Annotated in this window: 26 protein-coding genes and 1 riboswitch; of the genes, 9 read left to right on the forward strand and 17 right to left on the reverse strand. The window is 56.0% G+C overall.

All coding sequences use genetic code 11. The features are described from left to right. Positions 1-67 precede the first annotated feature (67 nt). The 3 genes from ABFB09_RS03050 to ABFB09_RS03060 all read right to left on the reverse strand — a co-directional run bounded on the left by ABFB09_RS03050 (position 68) and on the right by ABFB09_RS03060 (position 1,969). The gene (locus ABFB09_RS03050) at positions 68-505 is read right to left on the reverse strand and encodes a flavodoxin domain-containing protein (RefSeq protein ID WP_346999784.1); all 438 of its coding nucleotides are present in this window, start codon (positions 503-505) and stop codon (positions 68-70) included. Positions 506-526: 21 nt separating this feature from the next. Then, entirely contained in the window at positions 527-958 is a 432-nt protein-coding gene (locus ABFB09_RS03055) for a MerR family transcriptional regulator (protein ID WP_346999786.1), read from the reverse strand. 102 nt (positions 959-1,060) lie between these two features. After that, positions 1,061-1,969, reverse strand: coding sequence for an SPFH domain-containing protein (locus tag ABFB09_RS03060; protein WP_346999788.1), 909 nt, complete (start codon positions 1,967-1,969; stop codon positions 1,061-1,063). Positions 1,970-2,156: 187 nt separating this feature from the next. Here ABFB09_RS03060 and trpS point away from each other — a divergent pair, with 187 nt between their 5' ends. Together trpS and purU are read left to right on the forward strand one after the other, a co-directional pair. Next, a complete protein-coding gene (gene trpS / locus ABFB09_RS03065) occupies positions 2,157-3,131 on the forward strand; it encodes a tryptophan--tRNA ligase (RefSeq protein WP_346999789.1) in 975 nt (324 codons plus the stop codon). Further along, positions 3,128-3,982, forward strand: a complete 855-nt coding sequence (purU, locus tag ABFB09_RS03070; RefSeq protein ID WP_346999790.1) for a formyltetrahydrofolate deformylase — start codon at positions 3,128-3,130, stop codon at positions 3,980-3,982. The genes trpS and purU overlap by 4 nt, the downstream gene beginning before the upstream one ends. 114 nt (positions 3,983-4,096) lie before the next feature. Here purU and ABFB09_RS03075 read toward each other — a convergent pair whose 3' ends face one another. The 7 genes from ABFB09_RS03075 to ABFB09_RS03105 all read right to left on the reverse strand — a co-directional run bounded on the left by ABFB09_RS03075 (position 4,097) and on the right by ABFB09_RS03105 (position 8,143). Next, positions 4,097-5,275, reverse strand: a complete 1,179-nt coding sequence (locus ABFB09_RS03075) for an aminotransferase class I/II-fold pyridoxal phosphate-dependent enzyme (RefSeq protein ID WP_346999791.1) — start codon at positions 5,273-5,275, stop codon at positions 4,097-4,099. Between the two features lie 11 nt (positions 5,276-5,286). Continuing rightward, positions 5,287-5,772 (reverse strand): Lrp/AsnC family transcriptional regulator, encoded by a 486-nt coding sequence (locus tag ABFB09_RS03080; protein ID WP_346999793.1) that lies wholly within the window; start codon positions 5,770-5,772, stop codon positions 5,287-5,289. Positions 5,773-5,888: 116 nt separating this feature from the next. After that, the gene (locus ABFB09_RS03085; RefSeq protein ID WP_346999794.1) at positions 5,889-6,359 is read right to left on the reverse strand and encodes a hypothetical protein; all 471 of its coding nucleotides are present in this window, start codon (positions 6,357-6,359) and stop codon (positions 5,889-5,891) included. Positions 6,360-6,427: 68 nt separating this feature from the next. After that, a complete protein-coding gene (locus ABFB09_RS03090; RefSeq protein ID WP_346999796.1) occupies positions 6,428-6,904 on the reverse strand; it encodes a DUF6174 domain-containing protein in 477 nt (158 codons plus the stop codon). Between the two features lie 74 nt (positions 6,905-6,978). Continuing rightward, positions 6,979-7,485 (reverse strand): ferredoxin-thioredoxin reductase catalytic domain-containing protein, encoded by a 507-nt coding sequence (locus tag ABFB09_RS03095; protein WP_346999797.1) that lies wholly within the window; start codon positions 7,483-7,485, stop codon positions 6,979-6,981. Next, on the reverse strand, positions 7,482-7,760 hold the full coding sequence (locus ABFB09_RS03100; RefSeq protein ID WP_346999799.1) for a glutaredoxin family protein: 279 nt from the start codon (positions 7,758-7,760) through the stop codon (positions 7,482-7,484). Before ABFB09_RS03100 ends, ABFB09_RS03095 begins: the two co-directional genes overlap by 4 nt. After that, complete coding sequence (locus ABFB09_RS03105; RefSeq protein ID WP_346999801.1) at positions 7,757-8,143, reverse strand: TfoX/Sxy family protein; 387 nt, start codon at positions 8,141-8,143, stop codon at positions 7,757-7,759. Before ABFB09_RS03105 ends, ABFB09_RS03100 begins: the two co-directional genes overlap by 4 nt. A 98-nt stretch (positions 8,144-8,241) precedes the next feature. Further along, a riboswitch (ZMP/ZTP riboswitch) is annotated at positions 8,242-8,321 on the forward strand. A gap of 32 nt (positions 8,322-8,353) precedes the next feature. Here ABFB09_RS03105 and ABFB09_RS03110 point away from each other — a divergent pair. Beyond that, the gene (locus ABFB09_RS03110; RefSeq protein WP_346999803.1) at positions 8,354-8,827 is read left to right on the forward strand and encodes a hypothetical protein; all 474 of its coding nucleotides are present in this window, start codon (positions 8,354-8,356) and stop codon (positions 8,825-8,827) included. Between the two features lie 149 nt (positions 8,828-8,976). On the opposite strand, the gene gatA is transcribed toward ABFB09_RS03110, so the two are convergent. From gatA to ABFB09_RS03130, 4 genes are all read right to left on the reverse strand, one after another. Continuing rightward, positions 8,977-10,437, reverse strand: coding sequence for an Asp-tRNA(Asn)/Glu-tRNA(Gln) amidotransferase subunit GatA (gene gatA / locus ABFB09_RS03115; RefSeq protein ID WP_346999804.1), 1,461 nt, complete (start codon positions 10,435-10,437; stop codon positions 8,977-8,979). A 9-nt stretch (positions 10,438-10,446) separates the two neighbouring features. Continuing rightward, on the reverse strand, positions 10,447-10,734 hold the full coding sequence (gatC, locus tag ABFB09_RS03120) for an Asp-tRNA(Asn)/Glu-tRNA(Gln) amidotransferase subunit GatC (protein ID WP_346999805.1): 288 nt from the start codon (positions 10,732-10,734) through the stop codon (positions 10,447-10,449). Positions 10,735-10,849: 115 nt separating this feature from the next. Next, on the reverse strand, positions 10,850-13,492 hold the full coding sequence (locus ABFB09_RS03125) for a valine--tRNA ligase (protein ID WP_346999807.1): 2,643 nt from the start codon (positions 13,490-13,492) through the stop codon (positions 10,850-10,852). A 790-nt stretch (positions 13,493-14,282) separates the two neighbouring features. After that, on the reverse strand, positions 14,283-15,314 hold the full coding sequence (locus tag ABFB09_RS03130; RefSeq protein ID WP_346999808.1) for a DUF4870 domain-containing protein: 1,032 nt from the start codon (positions 15,312-15,314) through the stop codon (positions 14,283-14,285). 224 nt (positions 15,315-15,538) lie between these two features. Here ABFB09_RS03130 and ABFB09_RS03135 point away from each other — a divergent pair, with 224 nt between their 5' ends. Continuing rightward, a complete protein-coding gene (locus ABFB09_RS03135; RefSeq protein ID WP_346999809.1) occupies positions 15,539-17,551 on the forward strand; it encodes a thioredoxin domain-containing protein in 2,013 nt (670 codons plus the stop codon). A 244-nt stretch (positions 17,552-17,795) separates the two neighbouring features. On the opposite strand, the gene ABFB09_RS03140 is transcribed toward ABFB09_RS03135, so the two are convergent. Together ABFB09_RS03140 and ABFB09_RS03145 are read right to left on the reverse strand one after the other, a co-directional pair. After that, the gene (locus ABFB09_RS03140) at positions 17,796-18,554 is read right to left on the reverse strand and encodes an SDR family oxidoreductase (protein WP_346999810.1); all 759 of its coding nucleotides are present in this window, start codon (positions 18,552-18,554) and stop codon (positions 17,796-17,798) included. A gap of 125 nt (positions 18,555-18,679) precedes the next feature. Continuing rightward, entirely contained in the window at positions 18,680-19,108 is a 429-nt protein-coding gene (locus tag ABFB09_RS03145; protein ID WP_346999811.1) for a hypothetical protein, read from the reverse strand. 452 nt (positions 19,109-19,560) lie between these two features. On the opposite strand from ABFB09_RS03145, the gene ABFB09_RS03150 reads away from it, so the two are divergent. From ABFB09_RS03150 to ABFB09_RS03170, 5 genes are all read left to right on the forward strand, one after another. Beyond that, positions 19,561-21,648, forward strand: a complete 2,088-nt coding sequence (locus tag ABFB09_RS03150) for a glutamine synthetase III (RefSeq protein ID WP_346999935.1) — start codon at positions 19,561-19,563, stop codon at positions 21,646-21,648. A 186-nt stretch (positions 21,649-21,834) separates the two neighbouring features. After that, on the forward strand, positions 21,835-22,305 hold the full coding sequence (mscL, locus tag ABFB09_RS03155) for a large conductance mechanosensitive channel protein MscL (protein ID WP_346999812.1): 471 nt from the start codon (positions 21,835-21,837) through the stop codon (positions 22,303-22,305). A gap of 23 nt (positions 22,306-22,328) precedes the next feature. Further along, complete coding sequence (locus ABFB09_RS03160) at positions 22,329-22,511, forward strand: YegP family protein (RefSeq protein ID WP_346999813.1); 183 nt, start codon at positions 22,329-22,331, stop codon at positions 22,509-22,511. A 302-nt stretch (positions 22,512-22,813) separates the two neighbouring features. Further along, positions 22,814-23,197 carry a NifB/NifX family molybdenum-iron cluster-binding protein gene (locus ABFB09_RS03165; protein WP_346999815.1) on the forward strand — a complete coding sequence of 128 codons (384 nt, stop codon included), beginning with the start codon at positions 22,814-22,816 and terminating at the stop codon, positions 23,195-23,197. Positions 23,198-23,206: 9 nt separating this feature from the next. Then, complete coding sequence (locus ABFB09_RS03170) at positions 23,207-23,515, forward strand: DUF134 domain-containing protein (protein WP_346999816.1); 309 nt, start codon at positions 23,207-23,209, stop codon at positions 23,513-23,515. A gap of 185 nt (positions 23,516-23,700) precedes the next feature. Here ABFB09_RS03170 and ABFB09_RS03175 read toward each other — a convergent pair whose 3' ends face one another. Beyond that, the gene (locus ABFB09_RS03175) at positions 23,701-23,895 is read right to left on the reverse strand and encodes a hypothetical protein (protein ID WP_346999818.1); all 195 of its coding nucleotides are present in this window, start codon (positions 23,893-23,895) and stop codon (positions 23,701-23,703) included. Between the last annotated feature and the right edge of the window lie 26 nt (positions 23,896-23,921).

Here is a 23,921-nt window from a genome sequence, read left to right on the forward strand (position 1 = left end):
GCAAATGGTAATATCGCCGTCGGCTCTTCGTTTCGGTTCTAATTAATCCGTCGGGCTGAGGGAGAGCTTAACCGCCCTGGGCGACCGCGATGCCGAGTTGCCGGGCACTGATTTTGCCTACTTCCAGCTCGGCCGGAGCAGCCAGTACCCAGTCCCCGAATTTTTTCCAACCCAGGTAAGTGGCAAATTTGTCCAGCGCCGCCGCGGAATCTACGGCTTCATTGGCGTGACAGATGATGGCAGCGAATGATAAGCCTTTCCTGACCTGCTCACGCGCCGGCCAGAGTGTCTCGAAGAACTTCTTGGTGTCGCCGGCCAGGGACTGGAAAGGCTGAGTGGTCACCAGGATAAAGGCATCGGCGTTCGCCAGGTCAGAGGCAGATGTTTCGGTGATGTTCTTTACCTCGGCCTTGCCCCCGGCCTGCGCGACGCCTTCCGCTGCAGCCTGGGCCAGCGCCTTGCAACTGCCGGTGAACGACTGGTATCCGATTACGATTTTGCCCATGATAAAATACCTCCTTTTATTTTAGATGACATATTGTTGCGGCGGACATTTGGCGGGGCACGGGTTGGCATCGCATTTAAGGCACTGCGAGATCATGAGTATCAGAGATTCACGCTCCCGGTCTTCCTGTTGAAGTTCAGCGATGCGCCGACGGCTGAGCTCTGCCTCGAGTTTTAAGACTTCAATGGTGTGTTCCACCCGCTCCCGGTGGTTAGACTCCCGGTCGCTTAAGGTGCCTTTGATTTCATCCAGGTCCAACCCAACGTTGCGTAACCGGCGGATAAGCTTGATCCGGCTGATGTCGCGGCTGTCGTATAAGCGCATGCCGCCTGAAGTGCGGTCCGGCGCTTCCAAAAGCCCCTTTTCTTCGTAGAAACGGACGGTACGGATGCTGACGCCGGCACGCCTGGCTACCTCGCTGACTTGAAAGAGGGGATTGAGCATGTCTGTCATGGTGCATAGTTTAAGACAACATGACGTTACTGTCAACCCATAACGTTACGTAATAGCAGGGCGACCTATTTAATTTCGAGTCCGGGATCGGTTAAGGTGTTTTTACGGATTACCCGCGCCCGAATCCTCGAAGCCGGCAAGATTGCCGATGACATTGGTTATAGACGTGCCGCTCGGCAATACTATTTTTGAGTTACCGGACAGAGCGGTTTCCACTGCCTGCAACTGGCGGAGTTTCTGCGCGTTGCCTTTAAAGTAGGCCTCCGCTGCCTCGTTGACCAGCTTGATGGCGGCGGCTTCACCTTCCGCGATCAATATCTGTGACAGCTTATTACCCTCGGCCTCCAGGATGGCGGCCTGCCGTTCGCCTTCTGCGGCTTTGATTGCCGCACGCCGTCTGCCGTCAGCTTCCGTTTCAGCAGCGGTGGCGAAGTCTACGGCGGCCTGTTTTTTATTTTCGGCCATGACCACGCTGTTCATGGTAGCCTGGACGTCCGCCGGCGGATTTATTTCCTTAAGTTCCGTCCGGACGATGTCTATGCCCCAGTTCCCGGTTTCCTTCTCCAGGGTGGCATAGAGATTGCCGTTGATGATATTACGCTCGCTGTTGGCGGAGGTCAGAGTCAGGGTACCGATGATATTGCGGAGGGTAGTGCGGGCCAGGGAAACGATCTGGCGTTCAAATTCCTGGACGTTATACTGTGACGCCTTGACCCCGTCCTCGGTGGAGCGGACTTTAAAGTAAACCTGGGCGTCAACGGAGGCATTCAGTTTGTCGGCAGTGATGATCTCCTGAGATCCGGCGTCGATCATGCGTTCAGTGACGTCCACCCGCCGTATCGTATCCACGAAAGGGATGATGATGTTGAGGCCGGGGGAGGCGAAACGTTGGTACTTGCCCAGCCGTTCGATGAGACCACGATGGGTGGGACGGACGATCCTGAATCCGAGAGCCAGATAGATCAGGATAAGCAGCAGAAGTACGGGACCGATTATCAGACCGACAGACATAGTGTTTCTCCTCTTTTGTTACGACGTCCCAGTATCCCCCGATACGGGACAGGATACCGGTTCAATCTTGAACAAAGCATAATCCTGGGGTTGCCCGGTGTCAATAAAAATTTATACTAGCTCTCCTTATTTGAGGGCCTTTTATAGCTGTGTTACAATGGCCTCTCGTTAAGGAGTAAAGAGTTCCATGAAAAAGCGCGTTTTTTCCGGCATCAGGCCGACCGGCCGCATCCACCTGGGCAACTACCTGGGCGCGGTGCAGAACTATGTGGCCATGCAGGACGAATATGATTGCATCTATTGCGTGGTGGATATCCATGCACTGACGACCCTGGAAGATACCCACCTGTTGAAAGACAATGTCAGGGAGCAGATGATCGACCTTCTGGCTGCCGGTCTGGATCCCGATAAATGCATCCTCTTCGTCCAATCACACGTACCGGAAGTGACTGAGCTTTTCACATTGCTGGGGATGGCGACGCCGCTGTCCTGGCTGTTGCGGGTGCCGACCTTCAAGGAAAAAGCGAAGCAACAACCTCATAACGTCAATTACGGGCTGGTGGGTTACCCAGTGTTGATGACCGCCGACATCGTCCTGTATAAAGCTGAGGCTGTACCGGTCGGCGAAGATCAGTTGCCGCACCTGGAACTGGCGCGGGAAATCGTGCGGCGGTTCAACGACCAGTTCGGCCCGACCTTCCCCGAACCGAAGGGCAAACTGACCAGCTTCCCGATGGTGGTCGGCTTGGACGGCCGGGACAAGATGAGCAAGTCCTTGAACAACCACATCGAACTGGCGGCTACCCCCGAAGAAACGATGAAAAAGGTGATGAGCGCCGTGACCGATCCAGCCAGACGCCTGCGCTCCGATCCGGGCCACCCGGAGGTATGCAACATCTATAAGTTGCAAAAGCATTTCAGTCCGGCCATAGTCGATGAGATCGCTTCCGAGTGCCAGAGCGCTTCCCGCGGTTGCGTGGACTGTAAAAAACAACTCGGCGCCGCTATCAACGAATACCTGGCGCCGCTGCGGGCCCGCCGGGCGGAGATCGCCGCGGACCAGGCATATATCGACAAGGTGATCAAAGAGGGCGCCGAGAAGGCCCGGGCTATCGCCAGGGTGACAATGGTCGAGGTCAAGCAAAAGATGGGGCTGCTTTGAGTTCTGCCATTCTCAAGGTTAGCTGTCAGGATCGCAAAGGCATCATTGCCGCCACGGCCGATTTCATCTCGATGAACGGCGGCAATATCATCACGCTGGATGAGTTCGTCGACCGGACCAGCAATACCTTTTTCATGCGGGTGGAGTGGGATCTCAAGGATTTTACCATCGAACAGCCCGAGATCAGGAATGCCGTCGATGCATTGGCTGCGGACAACAGCTTCGGCGGTAACTGGGAATTGCACTATTCCGACGGCCTCCCCAGGATGGCAATCATGGTCTCCAGGTTCGACCACTGCCTGTGGGACCTGCTGCTGCGGCACAAGGCCGGGGAGCTCAAGTGCGACATCCCGGTGATAATCAGCAATCATGAAGATCTCAGATATATCGCCGATCTCTTCGGAATCGATTTCCAGGTAGTAACCAAGAGCGCGGAGAACAAGACCGACGCGGAGCGGCAGGAGTTCGAGATACTAGATACCTGCGGCGCTGATTTTGTCGTCATGGCGCGCTATATGCAGGTCTTGAGCCCGGATTTCCTCAGCCGGTACGAAAACCGCGTCATCAACATCCACCATTCCTTTCTACCGGCTTTCGAGGGTGCTAAACCGTACCACCGGGCGTTCGAGCGGGGGGTGAAGGTCATCGGCGCGACGGCGCATTTCGCTACGGCTGACCTCGATAAGGGCCCGATCATACATCAGGGCACGCTTCAGATCTCTCACCAGGACAGCGTGGATGACCTGATCACTAAAGGGCGGGATATCGAGAAGAGGGTGCTGTCGGACGGGGTGAAACTGTTTATCGCCCGGAGGGTGTTCGTGCACGAGAACCGGACGGTTATTTTATAGCCTGGTCAACCTCGCCAGCTCCATCTAAGATAAACACCTCATCGATCGTCGAGTGCAGCGTTTCTGGCGTTCGGAACCGTCACACGCACATCGGTCGTCGCAATGCGTGGATTACTACAGGCGGCTCAGGAACCGCTTGATCCGTTCGAGTGCTTCCTCTATCTGGGGCAGAGATGTAGCGTAGCAACAGCGGAGGTAACCTTCTCCCTGTTCACCGAAGGCGGTGCCGGGTACGGCGGCCACTTTTTCTTCCTTGAGGAGACGTTCCGCGAACTCGTCAGAGGAAAGGCCGGTGCTTTTTACCGAGGGGAAGGCGTAGAAAGCGCCGCGGGGTTCGAAACAGGACAGGCCGAGGGAATTGAAGCCGGAGACCATGACCATGCGGCGGCGGTTATAGTCGTCCACCATGGCCTGGATGTCTTCTTCGCCGTTCTTGAGGGCTTCGATGGCGGCGGCCTGACCCATGGAAGAGGCGCAGAGCATGGTGTATTGATGGATCTTGGTCATACCGGCGATGATCTCACGCGGGCCGGCGGCATAACCGATGCGCCAGCCGGTCATGGAATAACACTTGGAGACGCCGTTCAGGAGAATGGTGCGCTCCTTCATGCCGGGCAGGCTGGCAAAGGACGGGACGGAGACTCCGTAGGTCAGGCGGTTGTAGATCTCGTCGGAGATGACGGTCAGGTTATGACGCTGGGCCAGCACGGCGATCTCAGCCAGTTTGTCGGCCGGCATGACGGCGCCGGTGGGGTTGGCGGGATAGCCCAATAGGATTGCCCTGGTCTTGGGTGTGATGCAACGGGCGACATCGTTAGGATTAAGTTCGAATGACTGGTCTTCATAAGTCGGCACGGGTACCGGCACGCCGCCGGCCAGGGTGACGCAGGATGAGTAGGAGACATAGCACGGGTCCGGCAGAAGGACCTCGTCGCCGGGATCGAGTATGGCCCGGGCGGCCAGGTCGAGGGCTTCGCTGACGCCTACGGTGACCAGCAACTCGCCGTTCCAGTCATAGTTCAGCTGGTGGGTCTCGCTCAGATAGCGGGCGATTTCATGGCGCAGTTCCGGCGAACCGGCGTTGCTGGTGTACATGGTGCGCCCGTGCTCCAAGGCGAAGATGGCCGCCTCGCGGATATGCCAGGGCGTGGCGAAATCAGGCTCACCGACGCCCAGTGAAATGGCGCCCTCCATACCAGCCAGTAGGTCAAAGAACTTCCGGATACCGGAAGGCTTGATCGCCTTGACGCGCTGCGAGGTCAGTGAACGTTCGATTCTGGTTTCGATCGACATCGTATCCAAACCTACAGGACGACCTGTTGACGCGGAATCTCTTCGGCTCCGGCCAGCACGGCACCATCTTCCTTGTAGCGTTTGAGCATAAAGTTGGTGGTGGTGCCTTGAACGCCGTCGATCTGCGACAGCTTCTGGGAAACAAAATCAGCCACCTGGTGCATGGTTTTGCCGGTGACCAGTACCGCCAGGTCATAGGTGCCGGACATCAGGTAGACGGTGCGGGCTTCCGGGAAGCGGTAGATGCGCTCGGCGATGGCGTCGAAACCAGTGTCACGCTGCGGCACCACCTTGACCTCGATGATAGCTTCAACCCGTTCGTTGGAGATCTTTTCCCAGTTGATGACTGTCTTATAACGGACGATGGTGCGGTCGGCCTCGGCGTCGCTGATGATCTGTTTGACCTCTGAAAGATCAGCGCCGGTCATGCGGGCAATCTGTTCGGGGGAGGTACGGGCATCGGCTTCCAGTATTTTGAGGATTTCTTGTTTGAGCATAGCAAACCCCTAACGTCAGTTGTGCCCGTCATTATACGCATTCGAGACGTCTCGTGCAACGGCGCACGATTAGAGCAGGTATTTTCCGGGGTATGTTCTTTTAATTGGCAGCCATATCAAATGACTTTGCCTTGCTTATGGGCGACGGCGTCTAACGAAGCGCCGAAGGCGGTACCGATAGCGATGCCGATGACGATACCGGCGCCAACGTTGTCGAAAGCCGCACCCAGCGCGACGCCAATACCAGTCCCGAGGGCGATCCACATGCCCATGTTCTCACCTTCCTCGACAAGTTGATGAGCTTCCTTCAGATGTTTGACGGTGTTATCGATCAATCGATAGTAAGTTTTCCAGTCGTCGATACGCCATTTTTCACGATCGAACGAATTGAGCGCTTCCGTCAGTTGGTCGGTGATCTGCGGATGTCCAGCACAGAAGTCACAATCAGCGGAAAGAGCTTCCAGCCGCCTTATCACCTGAAGGACCATGTCCAGGCGGAGCCGTTTCTGCTCCTTCGGGCTGAGGCCGTCTCTAAGGGACTGGATTTTAGCTTCGAGAGCCGCATTTGGAGCGTTCGTGTCTGCCATACTCGCCTCGATACATTCGATTGAAAATATTGTAGCATTTCACCCAGCGATCATCAGGTGGGTTTAATTTATGCTTTCGGTGCGAAGGCCTCAACGAAATATGCGATCTCCTCGTCAACCGCCAGTTTGATGGGATCAATAGTGATGGACGTGGGGTGGCCGTAAGTGGCGTCATACTCCACGAGAAGGCTGTCGGCTTCGGTATTGATGGCATCCTGGATGATGTCGAAGAGTTTTTCGATGGTGTCGGCCCGCTGGAAGAAATCGGTGGTGACGGTTTTGGGTTCATCAGTGTACTCGATACTTATGGCGACGCCGTCCTCTACTTCGATATCGACCGGACGGGTGTTGTCCGGCGGGCAGAAACATCCGATGCGCAACTGGAAATCATAGCTGGCGATAGCGGCCTGTTCCCATTTGGCGCGGTTGGTATCGAGCACCTCCTGTGCCGGATCTTTTGCCGGTGAGCAACCTGACAGCATGGGAATTACCAGCGCCAGGCTCAAGGTGAATAACAGGATCAGATGTCGATTTATATTTTTCATATTTTTTATAACGGCAAATCAACGCACGAGATAGTATTGGCCTAAACCCGATCGGGGAGACGTACAGGTCGCCGCTATACGAATCGTTCGAAGCGTTCCTTGGGTACCTTACAGATGGGGCAGTTGTCCGGCGGTTCGGACCGGGCGCACAGGTAGCCGCAGACCTTGCACCGCCATACCGGCTGGGATAAGTTAACCGTGAAGCCGCCGGGGGCGGCTGATTCTTTCGGTTCTGGCATTTGCTGACCTCTTCTTTCCGGCACCGGCTGCAACTCCTGTTTGCCTTGCAGTATGGGCGTGTTGACGTAAAGACCGCAAAAGCAGGCACCGTATTCACTGATGTCCGGGTCGCGGTAGTCGCAGGGGCAGATGGTGTCCAGGTCTTCCGATTTGACGCCGGAAGCCAGGCGGCAGGGACACGCTTGGTAACCGTAACGGTCGATATTAACCAATAATCCCTCGACCAGCGATCTGGTGAAATCGATGTCTGGATTCAGATGGTAACCCCCGCCTTCGGCTTCTGTGTTAAGCTTCCGGTAGTGTTTCTCGACCGCCTCCGGATCAAGTTTGTAGTCTTTCATTTGAGTGCCTGACGGATCTCCTCTTCTTTGAAACCAACGATGCATTTCTCGCCGTCGATGACCAGTGTAGGGAAGGAGATTGCAGGATTCCAGGTGGTAATCTCTTTGACCGCGGCGTCCCGGTCCGCGCCGGTCAGCAGGTCAACGTACTCGTAATTGTATTCTATTCCCATGTCGTCCAGGAGTTTTTTGGTCTTGCCGCACCAGACGCAGGTGGACAGGGCATAGAGCATGACGTCGCCTTTGTGAGCGCCTTCGACTTTAATCTTGGTCATTTCAGCTTCTCCTTCTTCGTTACCCGGGGTTTGGGAGTTTTCGGCGGTAGAGCTGCCGCGTAGGCGATCGATTTGCCGATCCAGGCGGCGAAATCAGCGGGACTTTCATACAGCGCCTCGGGCACGGTCATGTACTCTTTCATCAGCCGGCCCGGGAAAGGCTCGAACGGCAATGATTCGTCGTAGTCCTGACGGATATGCCTCCGGTCGGGTTCGGTCAGGCGCAGGATAATGCTGGACTGGTGCACCCCGGCGAACATGTTGCCGTTGACGAAGTACGCCGGACAGCCGAACATCATGCGCTTCTGGGCCGGGAAGGCGCCCATGGCGTCCGCCAGGATATCCGAAAGCCCGGTGGAGCACTTTTCCCATTTCATAGTCATATATTTAATTGTGGCCTATCGATTGAGTTGTGTCAAAATGGCGATGACCGGCGGTAAAGTTATTGACAGGCCGGCGAATCGAACGTATCATTGTATATAAGCAGTCGCGCGACTGGCGGAAGTGGAATGAACCACGTGGAGCGCGATTATCAAGAAGCCGACCGCCTGGGCAAACCGCTCAGGCGGTTTTGTGTTTTCGGAGGGAAGGCTATGTTCTCAAGAGAGTGGTTCGTGTACGTATTCGGACGGTGGATACTGCTGTCTGGCATCGCCGGGGCGATCATGCAGGTCATCATCGCCGACAAGATCGGGGTGCCGACATTTCCGGCCTTCCTGCTCAACCAGCTTATCCTGGCCTCCGTCTTCTGGTACGTGGATAAGTACATCTTCCAGCGGCACTTCGGCAGCGTCAAGCAGATGTTCAAGTTCCCCCGGGTGCGGGGCGAGTTCACCCCGGCGCACCAGTTCGACAAGATCGCCGAAGAGTACTCACAGTTCGCCGAGGCTTACCGCAAGAGCCCGGAGGATCACAGCCAGTGGCTGCATGAGTTCCTCGACCTGTCCCATGCCGTCGAGATGACGGAGCGGGTGCTGAGGGAGCAGGGGGCGGATGTTAATGGTGAGTTCTACAAGATCGTGCAGCAGAATAAGGGGAAGGGGCTTTACGATAGCAACGGGTCTTAGGTTGGGATTCGGGTAGGTAAGGTGCCCCCTCACTCCTTCGGCTTCGCTCAGGACAGGCTTTAATTCCCTCCCCCCTTCGACAGGCTCAGGGCAGGCGTGGGGGAGAGGAGATTGGACGAAGAACGACGGGGGTACTACCCTGGCGGTTCTTAAAGTTTCGGGCGGCGCTTGTGCCAGGCGGTGTTCTGCTGGTAGGCGTGGCCCAGGTTCAGGATGGTTTTTTCCGAGAAGGGTTTGCCGATGATCTGCAGGCCGATGGGCAGGTTATCCGCGAAGCCGGCCTGGATGGAGATGCCCGGCAGGCCGGCGATGTTGACCGGTATGGTGCAGATATCCGACAGGTACATGGAGAAGGGGTCGGCAGCCTTTTCGCCGATCTTGAAGGGGACGGTCGGGGCGGTGGGGGTGATCAGGGCGTCATACTTCTCGAAGGCGGCGTCGAACTCTCTCCGGATGACAGTACGCACCTTCTGCGCCTTGACGTACCAGGCGTCGTAGTAGCCGGCGGACAGGGCATAGGTGCCTAGCATGATGCGCCGTTTGACCTCCGGGCCGAAGCCCAGGCCGCGGGTCTTTTCCATGGCCTGCCACATGCTCCCGGTGTCCTTGTAGGAGAAGCCGTACCTGACGCCGTCGTAGCGGGCCAGGTTGGCGGAGGCTTCCGAAGGGGCGATGATGTAATAAACCGCCAGCGCGTAGCTGGTGGTCGGCAGCGAGCATTCCTCGATGGAGCAGCCCAAATCCTCGTACACCTTGAGGGCGGCATCGACAGCCGCTTTGACCTCAGGGGTGACGCCCTGGGCGAAGTACTCTTTGGGCACGCCGAGCCGCATACCCTTGACGCTGCCGCCGAGGCAACCGTAGTAATCCGCCTCCGGCTGCGGCACCGAGGTGGAATCGCGGGGGTCGTAACCGGCGATGGCATTCAGCATCAGGGCCGAATCCGCCACGTCCTGGGTCAGCGGGCCGATCTGGTCCAGTGATGAGGCGAAGGCGATGAGGCCGTAGCGCGACACCAGGCCGTAGGTCGGCTTCAGGCCGGTGACGGAGCAGAAGCTGGCCGGCTGGCGGATGCTGCCGCCGGTGTCGGAGCCCAGGGCGGCCGGGGCCTCGCCGGCGGATACGGCCGCGGCCGAACCGCCGCTGGAGCCGCCGGGCACCCGGGTCAGATCCCATGGATTATGGGTGGTGAAATATACCGAGTTCTCCGTCGATGAGCCCATGGCGAACTCATCCATGTTGGCCTTGGCGATGATGACGGCGCCGCGGGCTTTCAATCTCTCGACGACACCGGCGTCGTAAGGCGGGATGAAGTTCTCCAGCATCTTCGAGGAACAGGTGGTGCGGACGCCTTTGGTGCAGAGGACATCCTTGAGGATCACCGGCACGCCGGTCAGGGCGGCGACCTCACCGCGGGCGATGGCGGCATCGGCGTCTTTGGCCTGCTTCAGCGCCAGATCCCCGGTGACGGTCATCAGCGCCTGGACCTTACCATCGACGGCGTCGATACGGTCGAGGTAGGCGCGGGTGAGTTCGACAGAGGATATTTCTTTGGCATCGAGGAGTTTGCGGGCCTCGACGATGGTGAATGAGCTAACGTCTATGGTCAATTTAAATCCTTATTCAAGTACGGCGTGGATGCGGAAGAAGTCTCCGTCGCGGTCGGGGGCGTTGGAGAGAACCTCTTCGGTCGGCAGCGACGGGGCGGGTTCGTCGTAGCCCAGGACGTTGCATTGGGCCACGGTATGGGCGGTGGGTGGGACGCCCTCGGTATCCACCTGGGAGAGCACGGTGAAGTGGCCCAGGATATCCGAGAGTTCACCTTGCAGGCGGTCGATCTCGGCGTCTTCTATGCCGAGGCGGGCCAGGCGGGCGATGTGCAGTACTTCTTCTTTAGTCAGTTCCATATCGGTGGATTATAGCATCAGGAATGGAGTTTGCGCCATTCCAAGTAACAAATTACAAGGGACGGATTAAGAGGCAATGATGGTTAAAGTCGGCCTCGCAATGATGAATTTGGTGTTAGCCGCCCCTCAACCGTTTTAGTTTATCCTCCAGGGCTTCCAGTTTGGCGCGTTCTTTGGCTACTACTTGCTCCGGGGCTTTGGCGGTGAAGGATTCGTTGGAGAGCATGGCGGAGAGCCGCTCTACCTGGGATTCTGTTTCTGCCAGTTCCTTGGCGGCGCGGGCGGATTCGGCTTGCTGGTCTATCATGCCGGCCAGCGGCAGGACGAGTTCGGCGTTTTTGAGTACCAGCACCAGACGCTCCGAGTCGCTCTCACCCTGGAAGCGGTCGGCCTCGATGGAGAGGGGGCGGGCGCGGGACAGGGTCTCGATGATCGGTTTATAGGCTTCTAAAGACCCGGCCAGGTCTCCGGCGTGGAGTTCGGCGGGAATGAAGCGCCCGGCCTCCACCTTGTGCTCGGCGCGGACGTTGCGGACGGACTTGATGACCTCGATCAGGCCTTCGATGAAGCCCTCGGCGGACTCGTCGATGGCGGCGAGGTCGGCTTCGGGATAAGCGGCGATCATGATGGACTCCGGCGCGTTATCGAGGTACGGGCGCAGGCGCTGCCAGAGTTCTTCGGTGACGAAGGGCATGAAGGGGTGCAGCAGCCGCAGGGAGTTGTCCAGCACCTTGAGGAGCACCGGCAGCGGCGAGGGGCCGGAGTTGGACTGGAGGCGGACCTTCGCCAGCTCGATGTACCAGTCGCAGAACTCGCCCCAGATGAAATCGTGGAGGACGCGCTCGGCCTCGCCGAACTGGAAATCCTGCATATAGGCCGTCGCCTGGGAGACGGTGCGGCTGAGTCGGGACAGGATCCAGCGGTCCTCGGCGGGCAGGGCGGCATCGTCGATAGCACCCGGCGCCGATTTGTCGAGATAGCCGATGACGAAGCGGGAGGCGTTCCACAGCTTGTTGGCGAAGTTGCGCCCGGCCTCAAGGCGGATGGGCGACAGCTTGATGTCGTTGCCGGGCGAGTTGCCGGTGGTGATGCCGAAGCGCAGGGCATCGGTGCCGTACTGGTCGATGAGGGTCAGCGGGTTCAGCACGTTGCCTTTGACTTTGCTCATCTTCTCGCCCTTCTCGTCGCGGATGAGGCCGTGGAGATAGACGGTGCGGAAGGGCACTTTGCCGGTGTTGTGCAGCCCCATGGTGATCATGCGCACCACCCAGAAGAAGAGGATGTCGTAGCCGGTCTCCATGACGCTGGTGGGATAAAAATAACCAAGGTCCAGCGTCTCCTCCGGCCAGCCCAGCGTCGAATGCGGCCACAGCCCGGAAGAGAACCAGGTGTCCAAAACGTCCGGATCCTGCTCGATCTTCGTCGATTTACACTTGGTGCAGACGGCGGGGGCTTCGATGGCGACGATGGTCTCGTCGCAGTCCCGGCAGTACCAGACGGGGATGCGGTGGCCCCACCAGAGCTGGCGGGAAACGCACCAGTCCCGGATGTTCTCCATCCAGTTGAGATAGACGCGGTTGAAGCGCTCCGGCAGGATCTTTATCTGTCCGGAGGTCACCGCCTCGATAGCAGGCTTGGCTAGCGGCTCCATCTTGACGAACCACTGGCGGGAGGCGGTCGGCTCGGCGACGGTGGCGCAGCGCTGGCAGTGGCCGACGGAATGGGCGTAATCCTGCACCAAAGCCAGGAGATCCAGGCTGACCAGTTCCTCGACGACGAGCTTGCGGGCGGCGTAGCGATCCATACCGGCGAATTTCCCGGCGTTGTTGTTGAGCGTGGCGTCGTTATTGAAAATATTGACCAGCGGCAGGCCATGGCGCTGAGCGATGTCGAAATCTGTCTGGTCATGGGCCGGGGTAGTCTTGACCGCGCCGGTGCCGAAGGTCATGTCGATGATCTCGTCGGCGACGATGGGAATCTCCCGGTTCATGATCGGCAGCAGCAGCTTCTTGCCGACGAGTTCCTTATAGCGTTCATCGTCAGGGTGTACGGCCACGGCCACGTCGCCCAGCATCGTCTCCGGCCGGGTAGTGGCCACGGTCACGAAGCGGTCAGGGTCGTCGACAAGAGGGTACTTGATGTGCCACAGGTGGCCGGACAGATCCTTGTGATCCACCTCCAGGTCCGAGATGGCGGTGTGGCAGCGGGGGCACCAGTTGATGATGCGCTCTCCGCGGTAGATCAGGCCCTGGTCGTAGAGGTTCTTAAAGGTGGTCCGAACCGCCAGCGAGGGGCCGGCGTCGAGGGTGAAGACCTCGCGGTCCCAGTCGCAGGAGGCGCCCAGCTTCATATGCTGCTTGCGGATGGTATCGCGGCAGGAATTGGCCCACTCCCACATGCGCGCGGTGAAGGCCTCCCGCCCCAGGTCGTACTTGGTCTTCTTCTCCTTGGCCAGCATCCGCTCCACCACCACCTGCGCCGCGATGCCGGCATGATCCACGCCGGGTAGCCACAGGGTCGGCTCACCCATCATGCGGTGCCATCGGGTCATGATGTCCTCAAGCGTAGCCGTCAGGGCGTGGCCGAGGTGGAGCTCGCCGGTGACGTTGGGCGGGGGCATGATGATGGTGAAAGGTTCCTTATCCGAGTCGATGCGCGGCTTGAAGTACCTATTTTCCATCCAGAAGGCGTACCACTTGTCCTCGACCTGGGAGGGTTCATAGGCCTTGGGGAGCTCGGTTTTCTGAATGTCGGTCATGGCGGTAAAATCCTTATGAATGCGTTAATGGGCTATTTTAGCATGAAGGGGGGTTAGCTATCAGCTGTCAGCTTTCAGCTATCAGTTTCCTCACGGCCTCCGCGGTGGATGGGCGGAAAGACTAGCGAAACGTAGATGTTTTGATGAAAAATATTTTGAGTCGTTTTCCAAAGTGCAGAAACGAAAGTATTTTGCGATTATGGCAGCGCCTGGACGGGCAGCGGTGTTACCCGTTGTTCCGTCGAAGGGTGAATTTTCATGAAACGGCAGCCAGCCGCGGGTAGAGTTTTTCCGACGATGGCGCCGGGAAGCGTTGACGAGTTGTTTGCGGAGGCAAAAACAATTGAAACAATTATCCTAATCCACGATGGGGGCGGGGGGATGGCGGGGCAAGCGGTGACACTCATAAATCAGCAAATCTCTCAGGTCAAACATTTATTGGAGAACGGATGATAGCATGGGGACGGGCGGTTGTCAATGGGATTTTGGCGGTGTGGGGGTACCAGTGGACATTCCTTGGGATCATTGCCCTTCCATGATCTACCGTGTTTTGAAACTTCGCCTAACTAACATATATCCGATCAGAACTAAACCAACAGTTATTACCGTCCCAATAACCCCTTGAACTAATTCTGCACTGTTGCCGCTAAAGATTAGGCCCATTATAGAGAAAGCGGCTACCGGGATTGCGAGTACGAGGATTACTGCTCCTATGATTCTCAATAGCATCTGTATCACCCCCAACTAAACTCGCTGATTACTGCTCACGGGACATACTACCAATACGTAATTATCTTGAAGAATAGCTAGCCTTTCCTGAGGCCAAACGCATTACCAGTTTAATGAATTTTACTAAAACACCTATTGTGATAGCTGTAACAATCAGTATTAATGCTATAGTTACTGAAGTTTGGGTAATATCAGCCGCAGTTGTGTCGGGGATTGCGCTAAAATCGAAAGGAAAAATTGCAAGCAGTACGAGAACAGTGATGAGAGAAAAAATATTCAGGCATATCGTAGATAATTCACGGAGCAAGTATTTGTCGATTATGATGAGGATTATATGAACAACGATAGTCAACATAAGCGTTAGAGTCAGGATTGGCAACCATAGGCTGATTTCTTCCGTAAAGACGGGATACCTTTTCCAAATTGTAACGCCTCCCACAGTTTCGCCGTTGTAGAAAGCCAAGTATTGATGAAAGAAATTGAAGACTATCAACCAAACGATGCTCCATGCAATAGCAAACGCCGAAGCAATCATTCTGCCAGCTTTGGATCTAGATTGCTGTTTAACACTTTCACCCAGGTCTTTACTCACAGTTGCAACAGTGGAGCCAGGTTGAGAAAATTGTGGAATTTCATTTTCAACCTGCTGTTTTTCATGCTGGTTGTTCCGAGCTAAGCTTTCAGCGATATCACCAATCATTGGAAGCTTATACGTCACACCCTGGTAGGCTTTGACCATCAATACAATCCAAAATACAAGACTAAAGGCTAACACCAGGCCAGAAATGACACCGCCTGCTCCTGGTATCCAACCAAGTGACATGCTAATAATATTCAGGATTCCGAAAACGATAATCGATTGAGCTGCATGGAAACGAACAAAACGATTCTCCTTCTCGAGGGCAAGGAAGATTAGGCCGCTAACCCAGCCCCCGGCATAGGACAATAATCCCGCAACATTCGGGCTCAATCCGCCCGGGGGTTTTGATTTTGAATCAGATTCGAATCTTTCTTGTTGTACGTTTTCTTGAGCTTCAATACGCGCCTTTTCTTCCTGGTAAATGCGCATTCGTTCTTCCGGTGTAAGTGACATACTACGACTCCTGCAACGATCCGTAATTCTTGAATGAATCGACTTGCGATTTTACTTTACTCCGAAGATTGGGTGTTTTCAATCGGGCGATCACGTCCTGTTCAGTTCCGGGTTTATTATTATCAAGGCCATTACCTGGCTTCCACTTTGGAATGGAAGAATTTTACGATACACTGGAATAAACATCAGAGTCCAGATATTGAAGAACCCGGAGGATATCCCTCATGACTAACCACCTGGCAGGGCAGACAAGTCCTTATCTGTTGCAGCATGCTGAAAATCCGGTGGAGTGGTATCCATGGGGGGAAGAGGCGCTGGCGCGGGCGCGGACGGAGAACAAACCGATACTTTTGAGTATCGGGTATTCCGCCTGCCACTGGTGTCATGTCATGGCTCATGAGAGTTTTGAGAATCCGGAAACGGCCGGATTGATGAACCGGAATTTTATCAACATCAAGGTGGACCGGGAGGAACGGCCGGACTTGGACGCGATATATATGTCTGCCGTCCAGGCACTGACCGGCCACGGCGGATGGCCTTTGACGGCCTTTTTGACGCCGGACGGAAAGCCTTTTTACGGGGGTACTTATTTTCCGCCGGAAGACGGCCACGGGCTGCCGGCATTCTCCCGGGTTTTGGAAGCCATTGCCGATACTTTCCGCACCCGCCCCACCGAAGTAGCCAAAACCGCGAAGGCGCTGGTTACGGCGTTGAGTGAAGCCGTGCCGGCGGGTGGCGGGACGGAGCTGTCGGCGGATATCATGGAGCGGGCTTACGGGGCACTGCAACGGGATTTCGACAAATCTAACGGCGGCTTCGGCGGCGCGCCCAAGTTTCCGCAACCGCTGGTGCTGGACTTCCTGCTGCGATACTTTCACCGGAGCAAGGATAGACACGCACTTGAAACGGTCGAAATCACGCTGGAGAAGATGTACCGCGGCGGGATGTACGACCACCTGGGCGGGGGATTCCACCGGTATGCCACCGACAACGCGTGGCAGGTCCCTCACTTTGAAAAAATGCTCTATGATAACGCGCTGCTCAGCCGGGTATATCTGCATGCATTCCAGATCACGGGAAATCCGGAGTACCGCGCCGTCGCCGAGGATATCTTCGAATATGTGCTGCGGGAAATGACCGACGCATCGTCGGGCGGCTTTTACAGCGCCCAAGACGCGGACAGCGAGGGCGAAGAGGGTAAGTATTATACGTGGGATGGCGGTGAGATCGATTCCATCCTGGGGGAGGCGAGGGGGGAGACCTTCCGCAAAAGGTTCGGGGTGACGGCGGGGGGCAACTTCGAGGGAATGAACATCCTGCACCTGACGGGAGAATTCACGGCGGAGGCGATCGGGCGCGACCGGGAGCCTAAATCGGCACTCCTAAGACGGCGGGAACAGCGGGTTCCGCCCGGCAAGGACACCAAGGTCCTGGCCTCCTGGAACGGGATGATGGTTGCCAGTCTGGCGGAGGCTTCCTGTGTACTGGGGCGACCGGACTACCTGGCGGCGGCGGTCAGGAGCGCTGACAATGTCCTGAACTCACTCGTGAAGGACGGCTCGCTGCGGCATACCTCCTCAGTCGAAGAAGGATTCTTGGAAGATTATGCCCAGATGATCGACGCCATGCTGTGGCTGCACCAGGTAACTTTAAGTTCCCGCTGGTTGTCACAGGCGCTTCAAATAGCGGACCGGATGATCGCGCTGTTTTGGAATGATTCGGAAGGTGTGTTCTACGATGTCCCCATGGGGACTCCCGGACTTTTCAAGCTGCCCAGGAGCGTCCAGGACGGCGCGGTGCCCTCCGGCAGCTCGGCGGCGACGGCGGTATTGCTCAAATTAGCCAGGGTAACTGACAATCAGAAGTACCTATCGGCGGCGGAGAGATCACTCAGAGGTCTCGGTGAGAACATGGCCCGCTACCCTTTGGGGTTCGGGCATCATTTATCGGCGTTGGATCTTTACCTGGGGCCGTCACAGGAAGTTGCTATCATCGGTGCGCCGGACGATCCTGCTGTACTGGCCCTGGTGGGGGTGGTTTGTGGCGGTTTCAGGCCCAACACGATCACGGTTGGGTTGAATCCTGGCGAAGAGTCCGCGGTATCGGGGCTGGCTATATTCAAGGACCGGTCACAAGTCGATGGACGTGCTACCGCTTATGTTTGCCGGGAGTTCAATTGTTTTCCACCGGTTACGACGGTTGAGGGGTTGGGGGAGGTGCTGGAGAGGGTGGGGTAACCTCGCAACGGCGGGCATGAGACGAAATACCTCTCTATCTCTCCTTCGACTTCGCTCAAGGACGGGCCTTTACGAAAGGGAAAGGCGTGCGGGTGGGGAAAACAATGTATGACCTTCGACGAGCTCCCCGGTCGGCCCGTGGGCGAGGCGTCGCCCCTACTGGTGGGTGGGACGGGGTGGGTGAGGGCATGCGGTAGCCCCCAAAACATGTTGCCCGCCTACGGTGTGGGTTACCCGCCAGGGATCAATAGGCTGTCCAGCCAGCATCCGCAGTTATTACTGTTCCGTTGATCAGGGCGGCATCGTCGCTGGCGAGGAACAGGGCTACTTTGGCGACTTCTTCTGGTTCGGCAACCCGGGGGTTCAAATTCAAGCCGGCCATGGCTCTTTCCATACCGAACTTGTCCGGCGCGGTGATGGTGGTCCCGATATTGGTATTGACGGCGCCGGGGGCGATAGCGTTGCAACGGATACCCAGGTTGGCGTACTGAAAACCGACGTTTTTGGTCAGTCCGATGACGGCGTGTTTGGAAGCGGTGTAAGCCGCGCCGGCTCTGGAGCCCATGAGACCACCGGCGGAGGCTATATTGACGATGACGCCAGATTTCTTTTCCAGGAATATTTTCAGAGCTTTTCTGGTGGCGCGCATCGGTCCGGTAGAGTTGACGGCAAAGACTTTTTCCCAAAGCTCATCGGTCAGTTCTGCCGCCGGAACGAAATTGTCCATAATCCCCGCGTTGTTGACCAGGATATCCAGGGTGCCGTAGGTGCTGACGGCCGCATCGATCATTTTTTGGATGTCTTGTTCGGAAGTTACGTTAGCCTGAACGGCTTGAGCGGTACCGCCCAGCGCGACGATCTCATCGACTAACTGTTTCACGGCATCGAAGTTGTAGTCCGAGGCGATGACTTTAGCGCCTTCTTTGGCGAAAAGCATCGAGATGGCTCTGCCCATTCCCGAACCGGCTCCGGTCACTACGGCGACTTTGTCCTGGAGTTTCATGGAAGGTGCCTCCTTTTTTTACTCGGGGGCAAGTAATTAGGGGGTAACTCTTTTATAACATGGGGGTACTAGTACTGTCAAAGCGCGTTGGGGGGATGCGTGGGCATTTTGATTTTACTCAGCCGTTATTCCTGGTTGGCGGCGTCCAGGATTTGGTCCAGCAAGTCTTTTTTGTCCGGCGGCAGCGGGCATAAGAGGAGTTTGATACCCCTGATCCCCAAGCGGGAGGCTCTACGTTGAACCAGGTTCAGTAGATCCAAATCAGTGAACACCACCATTCTGACGGTATCGTGGCTGAGGTGTTTCAACTGCTCAAGCACGGAAAACGTCTTTTTCAACCCGGCGGTGTTTTCGTGTTTGGTTCCCGCGTTGGCGCGATCATAGATAATGGCGGCGACGATGCGGTTGTCCTGAGACACCGCGTCGAACGTATAGCTTCCGCCGGCGGGAAACTTGACCTGGCGCTCTTGAAAAGTGGTATCGTCAAATTCCTGTTTCAGCCAGGCTTTGATGGCGGGTTCAATATCGGTTTTGATCCGGGGGGTGTTTATCATCTGTGCCTCAATCATATCGATAGGAGTGTATCATGAATCGGGGTGGGGGGTGTGGGGGGAGGGGAGAATCCTAATATCTAATATCTAAATTCTAAACAAATCCAAATATCGAAGCCGAAAATTCAAAACGGGTGACCCTTTGACAGGCTCAGGGCGAACGTATTCCTGGGTGGAGAAACAAACCAACCAACAAAATAGTGCTGCGATCTCGTCATGTAGCGGATGAGACGAAATCCCTCTCAATCTCCCTTTACGAAAAGGAGAGGTGCGCGGCGGGTTACCGACGCGCGGTAATATGTTCGTAACAAATGTCGGATATAATCAGTTAAGAATATGCGGCGAGCAGTTTCCCGGAGGCTGAAAACGCCGCGTTGATTAAGCATTGGAGAGGCAGTACAATCATGTCCGTTAATAAAGGAGAATTAAAGATGCACCAATCGAACCACAAGGAAATGGTACCCCTGGTCGATATTTACGGCAGTAATGTCTTCAACGACCAGGTCATGCGGCAGATGCTGCCGAAGGAGATCTACAAATCCTTCAGGCAGACGATTGAAGAAGGGTTGCCGCTTGGCGCGCAGGTCGCGGAAGTAGTGGCTTCCGCCATGAAAGACTGGGCTATAGCCAAGGGCTCCACCCATTTCACTCACTGGTTTCAGCCCCTGACCGGCATCACCGCGGAAAAGCATGACTCATTTATTTCGCCGACGGCTGACGGGCGTACGATGATGGAGTTCTCCGGCAAGGAGCTCATCAAGGGTGAGCCGGATGCCTCTTCTTTCCCTTCCGGTGGTCTGCGCGCCACCTTCGAAGCCCGCGGCTATACCGCCTGGGACTGCACTTCTCCGGCTTTCGTCAAGGACGGCAGCCTGTGCATCCCGACCGCCTTCGCTTCTTATACCGGCGAAGCGCTCGACAAGAAGACCCCCCTGCTGCGCTCTATGGATGCCCTGAACCGCCAGGCGCTCCGGGTGCTGCGGGTCCTGGGCAATAAAACGACCAAGCGGGTCGTGACCACCGTCGGGCCGGAGCAGGAATATTTCATCATCGACAAAAAACTGTTCGACCAGCGCGAGGATCTGATTCTCACCGGCCGGACGCTTTTCGGCGCCAAACCCCCCAAGGGACAGGAGATGGAAGACCATTACTTCGGCCAGATCAAGGACCGGATACTGGCTTTCATGGCCGACCTGGATATCGAACTGTGGAAGCTGGGTGTGGCCGCCAAGACCAAGCACAATGAAGTGGCCCCGGCGCAGCATGAGTTGGCGGTGATCTTCACCACTTCCAACATCGCCACTGACCACAATCAACTGGCGATGGAGGCGATGAAAAAAATCGCCCTGCGCCACGGACTGGTCTGCCTGCTGCATGAAAAGCCCTTTGCCGGCATCAACGGCTCCGGCAAACACAATAACTGGTCCATGTCCACCAATGACGGGCAGAACCTGCTGGAACCCGGCACCGACCCGCATCAGAATGTCCAGTTCCTGGTGTTCCTGAGCGCCGTCATCAAAGCGGTCGATGATTACGCGGACCTGCTGCGGCACTCTGCCGCCAGCCCGGGCAACGATCACCGCCTGGGAGCTAATGAGGCCCCACCGGCTATCATCTCCATATTCCTCGGTGAACAGTTGACGGATATCCTGGCTCAGATAGAGGCGGGCGGCGCCACCAAGAGTAAGGCCGGCGGCATCATGCACCTGGGTACCGCTTCTTTGCCGTCGCTGCCCAAGGATACCACCGACCGCAACCGGACCTCGCCCTTCGCCTTCACCGGCAACAAGTTCGAGTTCCGGATGGTCGGTTCGATGCAGTCGATCGCCAAGGCTAACTTCACGCTCAATACCATCGTCGCCGAGAGCCTGAACCAGTTTGCCGACCGGCTGGAGAAGGCCGCCAACGTCGATAGAGAGATCGCCGAGATCATCCTCGAGGTTATCAAGAAGAACAAGCGCGTCATCTTCAACGGCAACAATTACGCTGAGGAGTGGGTTACCGAGGCCGAGAAGCGCGGCCTGCCCAACATCCGCTCCACTGTCGACGCCATCGGGGCGATCAGGGCGGAAAAGAATATCGCACTGATGGAAAAACACGGCGTCCTGTCCCGCGTCGAGATGGAATCCCGCTGCGAGATCCAGTACGAGATCTATATCAAGACGATCAACATCGAAGCGCTGACCATGGTCGAGATGTCCAAGCGCCAGATCCTGCCGGCCGTAATCAGCTTCCGGGCCGACCTGGCCGGGTCGATTAGCAGTATCCTAGACATCGACGGAAACGCGGATGTGGAGAAAGCCCTGTTCAACCAGGTCAGCGAAACCCTGAAGTCGTTCAGCGCCAACCTTGCCAAACTGGAGAAAGCGGTCCAGAAGGCCAGCCACCTGCACGGCGACACCAAAGCCCAGGCGATCGCCTACCGCGACCTGGTCTTCACGGCGATGGCGGAACTGCGCAAGGATGCCGATACGCTGGAGACGGTCGTCGATTCCGATTATTGGCCGATGCCGACTTACGCGAAGTTGTTGTTCAATCTGTAACTCCGGCTGAATCAGACTCATCAGTCGAATCGAACATGAGAAAGCTGGCCCCGCAAGGGGCCAGCTTTTTTTATGGGACATTTGGGAAAGATAGTAAGGAAAAGTTAGTATAAGTAAGGTTAAGATATCTTGTATATGCCGAATTAGCGGAGTAAGATGATGATGAGAACCGTTGAAAGGAGGGCTATGCTTAAAGAATTCAAGACCTTCATCATGCGCGGCAACGTTGTGGACCTGGCGGTTGGTATCGTTATCGGCGCGGCTTTCGGGTCTATCGTCAATTCTTTTGTCGCAGACGTACTAATGCCGCCAATAGGCCTTCTCCTGGGTAATGTGGATTTCGCAAATCTCTTTATCGTTCTAAAAGAGGGCGCTACGGCTGCTCCTTATGAATCACTGGCTGCGGCCCAGGCAGCCGGGGCAGTCACCATCAATTACGGCGTATTTATCAGCGCTCTAACCAGCTTTCTGATCGTGGCAGCGGCTATATTTTTCCTGGTGGTCAGGCCACTCAATCAGATTGCCGCCCGTCAAAAAGCCAGGGAAGCCGCAGCGGCAATTCCAGCGGAAGCGACTACCAAGGATTGTCCTTACTGCGCGACTTCAATCCCCGTCAAGGCAAAAAGGTGCCCTAATTGTACATCGGCTCTAACTTAGAAAATTAAAAAAAGGAGGATACAATGGCAGGAAAATTCGAATTGTACCAGGACAAGGCAGGGGAGTTCCGATTCAGATTGGTCGCATCGAACGGGCAGACGATCGCGGTTTCCGAAGGGTACAAGGCAAAGGCCAGTGCCCTGAATGGCATTGAGTCCGTAAAAACAAACGCTCCCACCGCGAGCATCGAAGACAAAACCACCTAAAAAGCAAGAAACCTGAGAGACTATGCCGTGCCTGGGACAGATACCCCAGGCACGGCTTATTTGCATGTATAGATTAGTCAGACGCGCGGTTTTATCGGGCAGGGGCATGAACCGCACAATAACAAGAGTGAATCCCTCTTAGTCTCTCCTTCGACTTCGCTCGGGACCAGGCCTTTACGAAAGTGAGAGACGCGAATGGGCGCTAAGTTGGGTTATTAAAACCATAAACACCTACTTGACTCCCAATGAAGTAGTAGTATAATATTGGGTATATGCTCATAATGGGGCAAAAGGAGAGATTTATGAAATACGCGATTCCGGTTTACGGGGGACGTTTATCAGCTCATTTCGGTCAGTCCAGCGAATTCATGCTGATCGATGTGGATGAGAAGGGTACATTATCGAACAAGGAAACCATTGCGGTAACGCCCCATAATTGCGGCGGGAATCCTAAGATACTGGCGGACAAGGGAGTCAAAGTGGTGCTGGCCGGGGGGATGGGGATGGGCCCCCGGATTGCGTTTGAACGGCAGAATATTCAGGTTGTTTTGGGAGTAGTTGAGCCGGATCCGGAACAGGCAGTTATAGGGCATTTCAACAGGACGCTCGTCAGCGGGCAGAATGTCTGTAGCCACGGCGACTCTCCCTGTGATCACGCGGGCCAGCATCATCACGGGCACAACTAGCCGAATCTAATGACCAGACCTCCCAAGTGCCGCGCCGTCGAAAGCATGCCGGGCGTAACCTACTATAAACCGGCGGGCATTCCTTTGCGGTTGATCGAGGAATTGGTATTGCCGGTCGAGGGGCTGGAAGCGTTGCGGTTGAAAGACCTGGAAGGGTTGGACCAGGCCGAATGTGCCGCAAAAATGGGGATATCCCGCGCCACTTTTCAGAGAGTATTGGCAAAAGCGAGAAAGACCGTTGCCGAGGCCCTAACGACCGGTAAGGCTATCAAGATTGAAGGCGGGGTGTTCTTCTTAACCGATTCTCAGTCGATCTAGGCTGAAGCAACAGGACACTCGAATTCAATCGGTTCTTCGTTGCTGGAGGTGCCCCCTCATACATTCGCTTTGCTCAGTACAGGCCTTAGTCCTCTCCCTCGTGGGGGAGAGGAGATTACTCGTACAAGCCGATAAGAGGGTGTATTATAACCGGCTTCCAGAATGCGGGCCAGCGTTTGGCTGGATTAGCAGACGTCTACGTGTCGCTCGGGTTCCAGTAAATCATATGTTAAAAGTATTTCAGCTTCCTTTTTGACCTTTTTCAGTTCGTTGGCTGAAATATGATAGTGCTTCTTGACCATTTTTAAGACGTCCTCGAAGCCATATCGATTGCTCGTCTCAAAAATCCCCACCACTGTTTCGGCAATGTCCCGGACCACTTTGATTTCTCCTTACTAAAAGTTTA

Origin of the sequence: Dehalogenimonas sp. THU2, from assembly GCF_039749495.1 — a bacterium.
Classification (GTDB): Bacteria; Chloroflexota; Dehalococcoidia; order Dehalococcoidales; family Dehalococcoidaceae; genus Dehalogenimonas.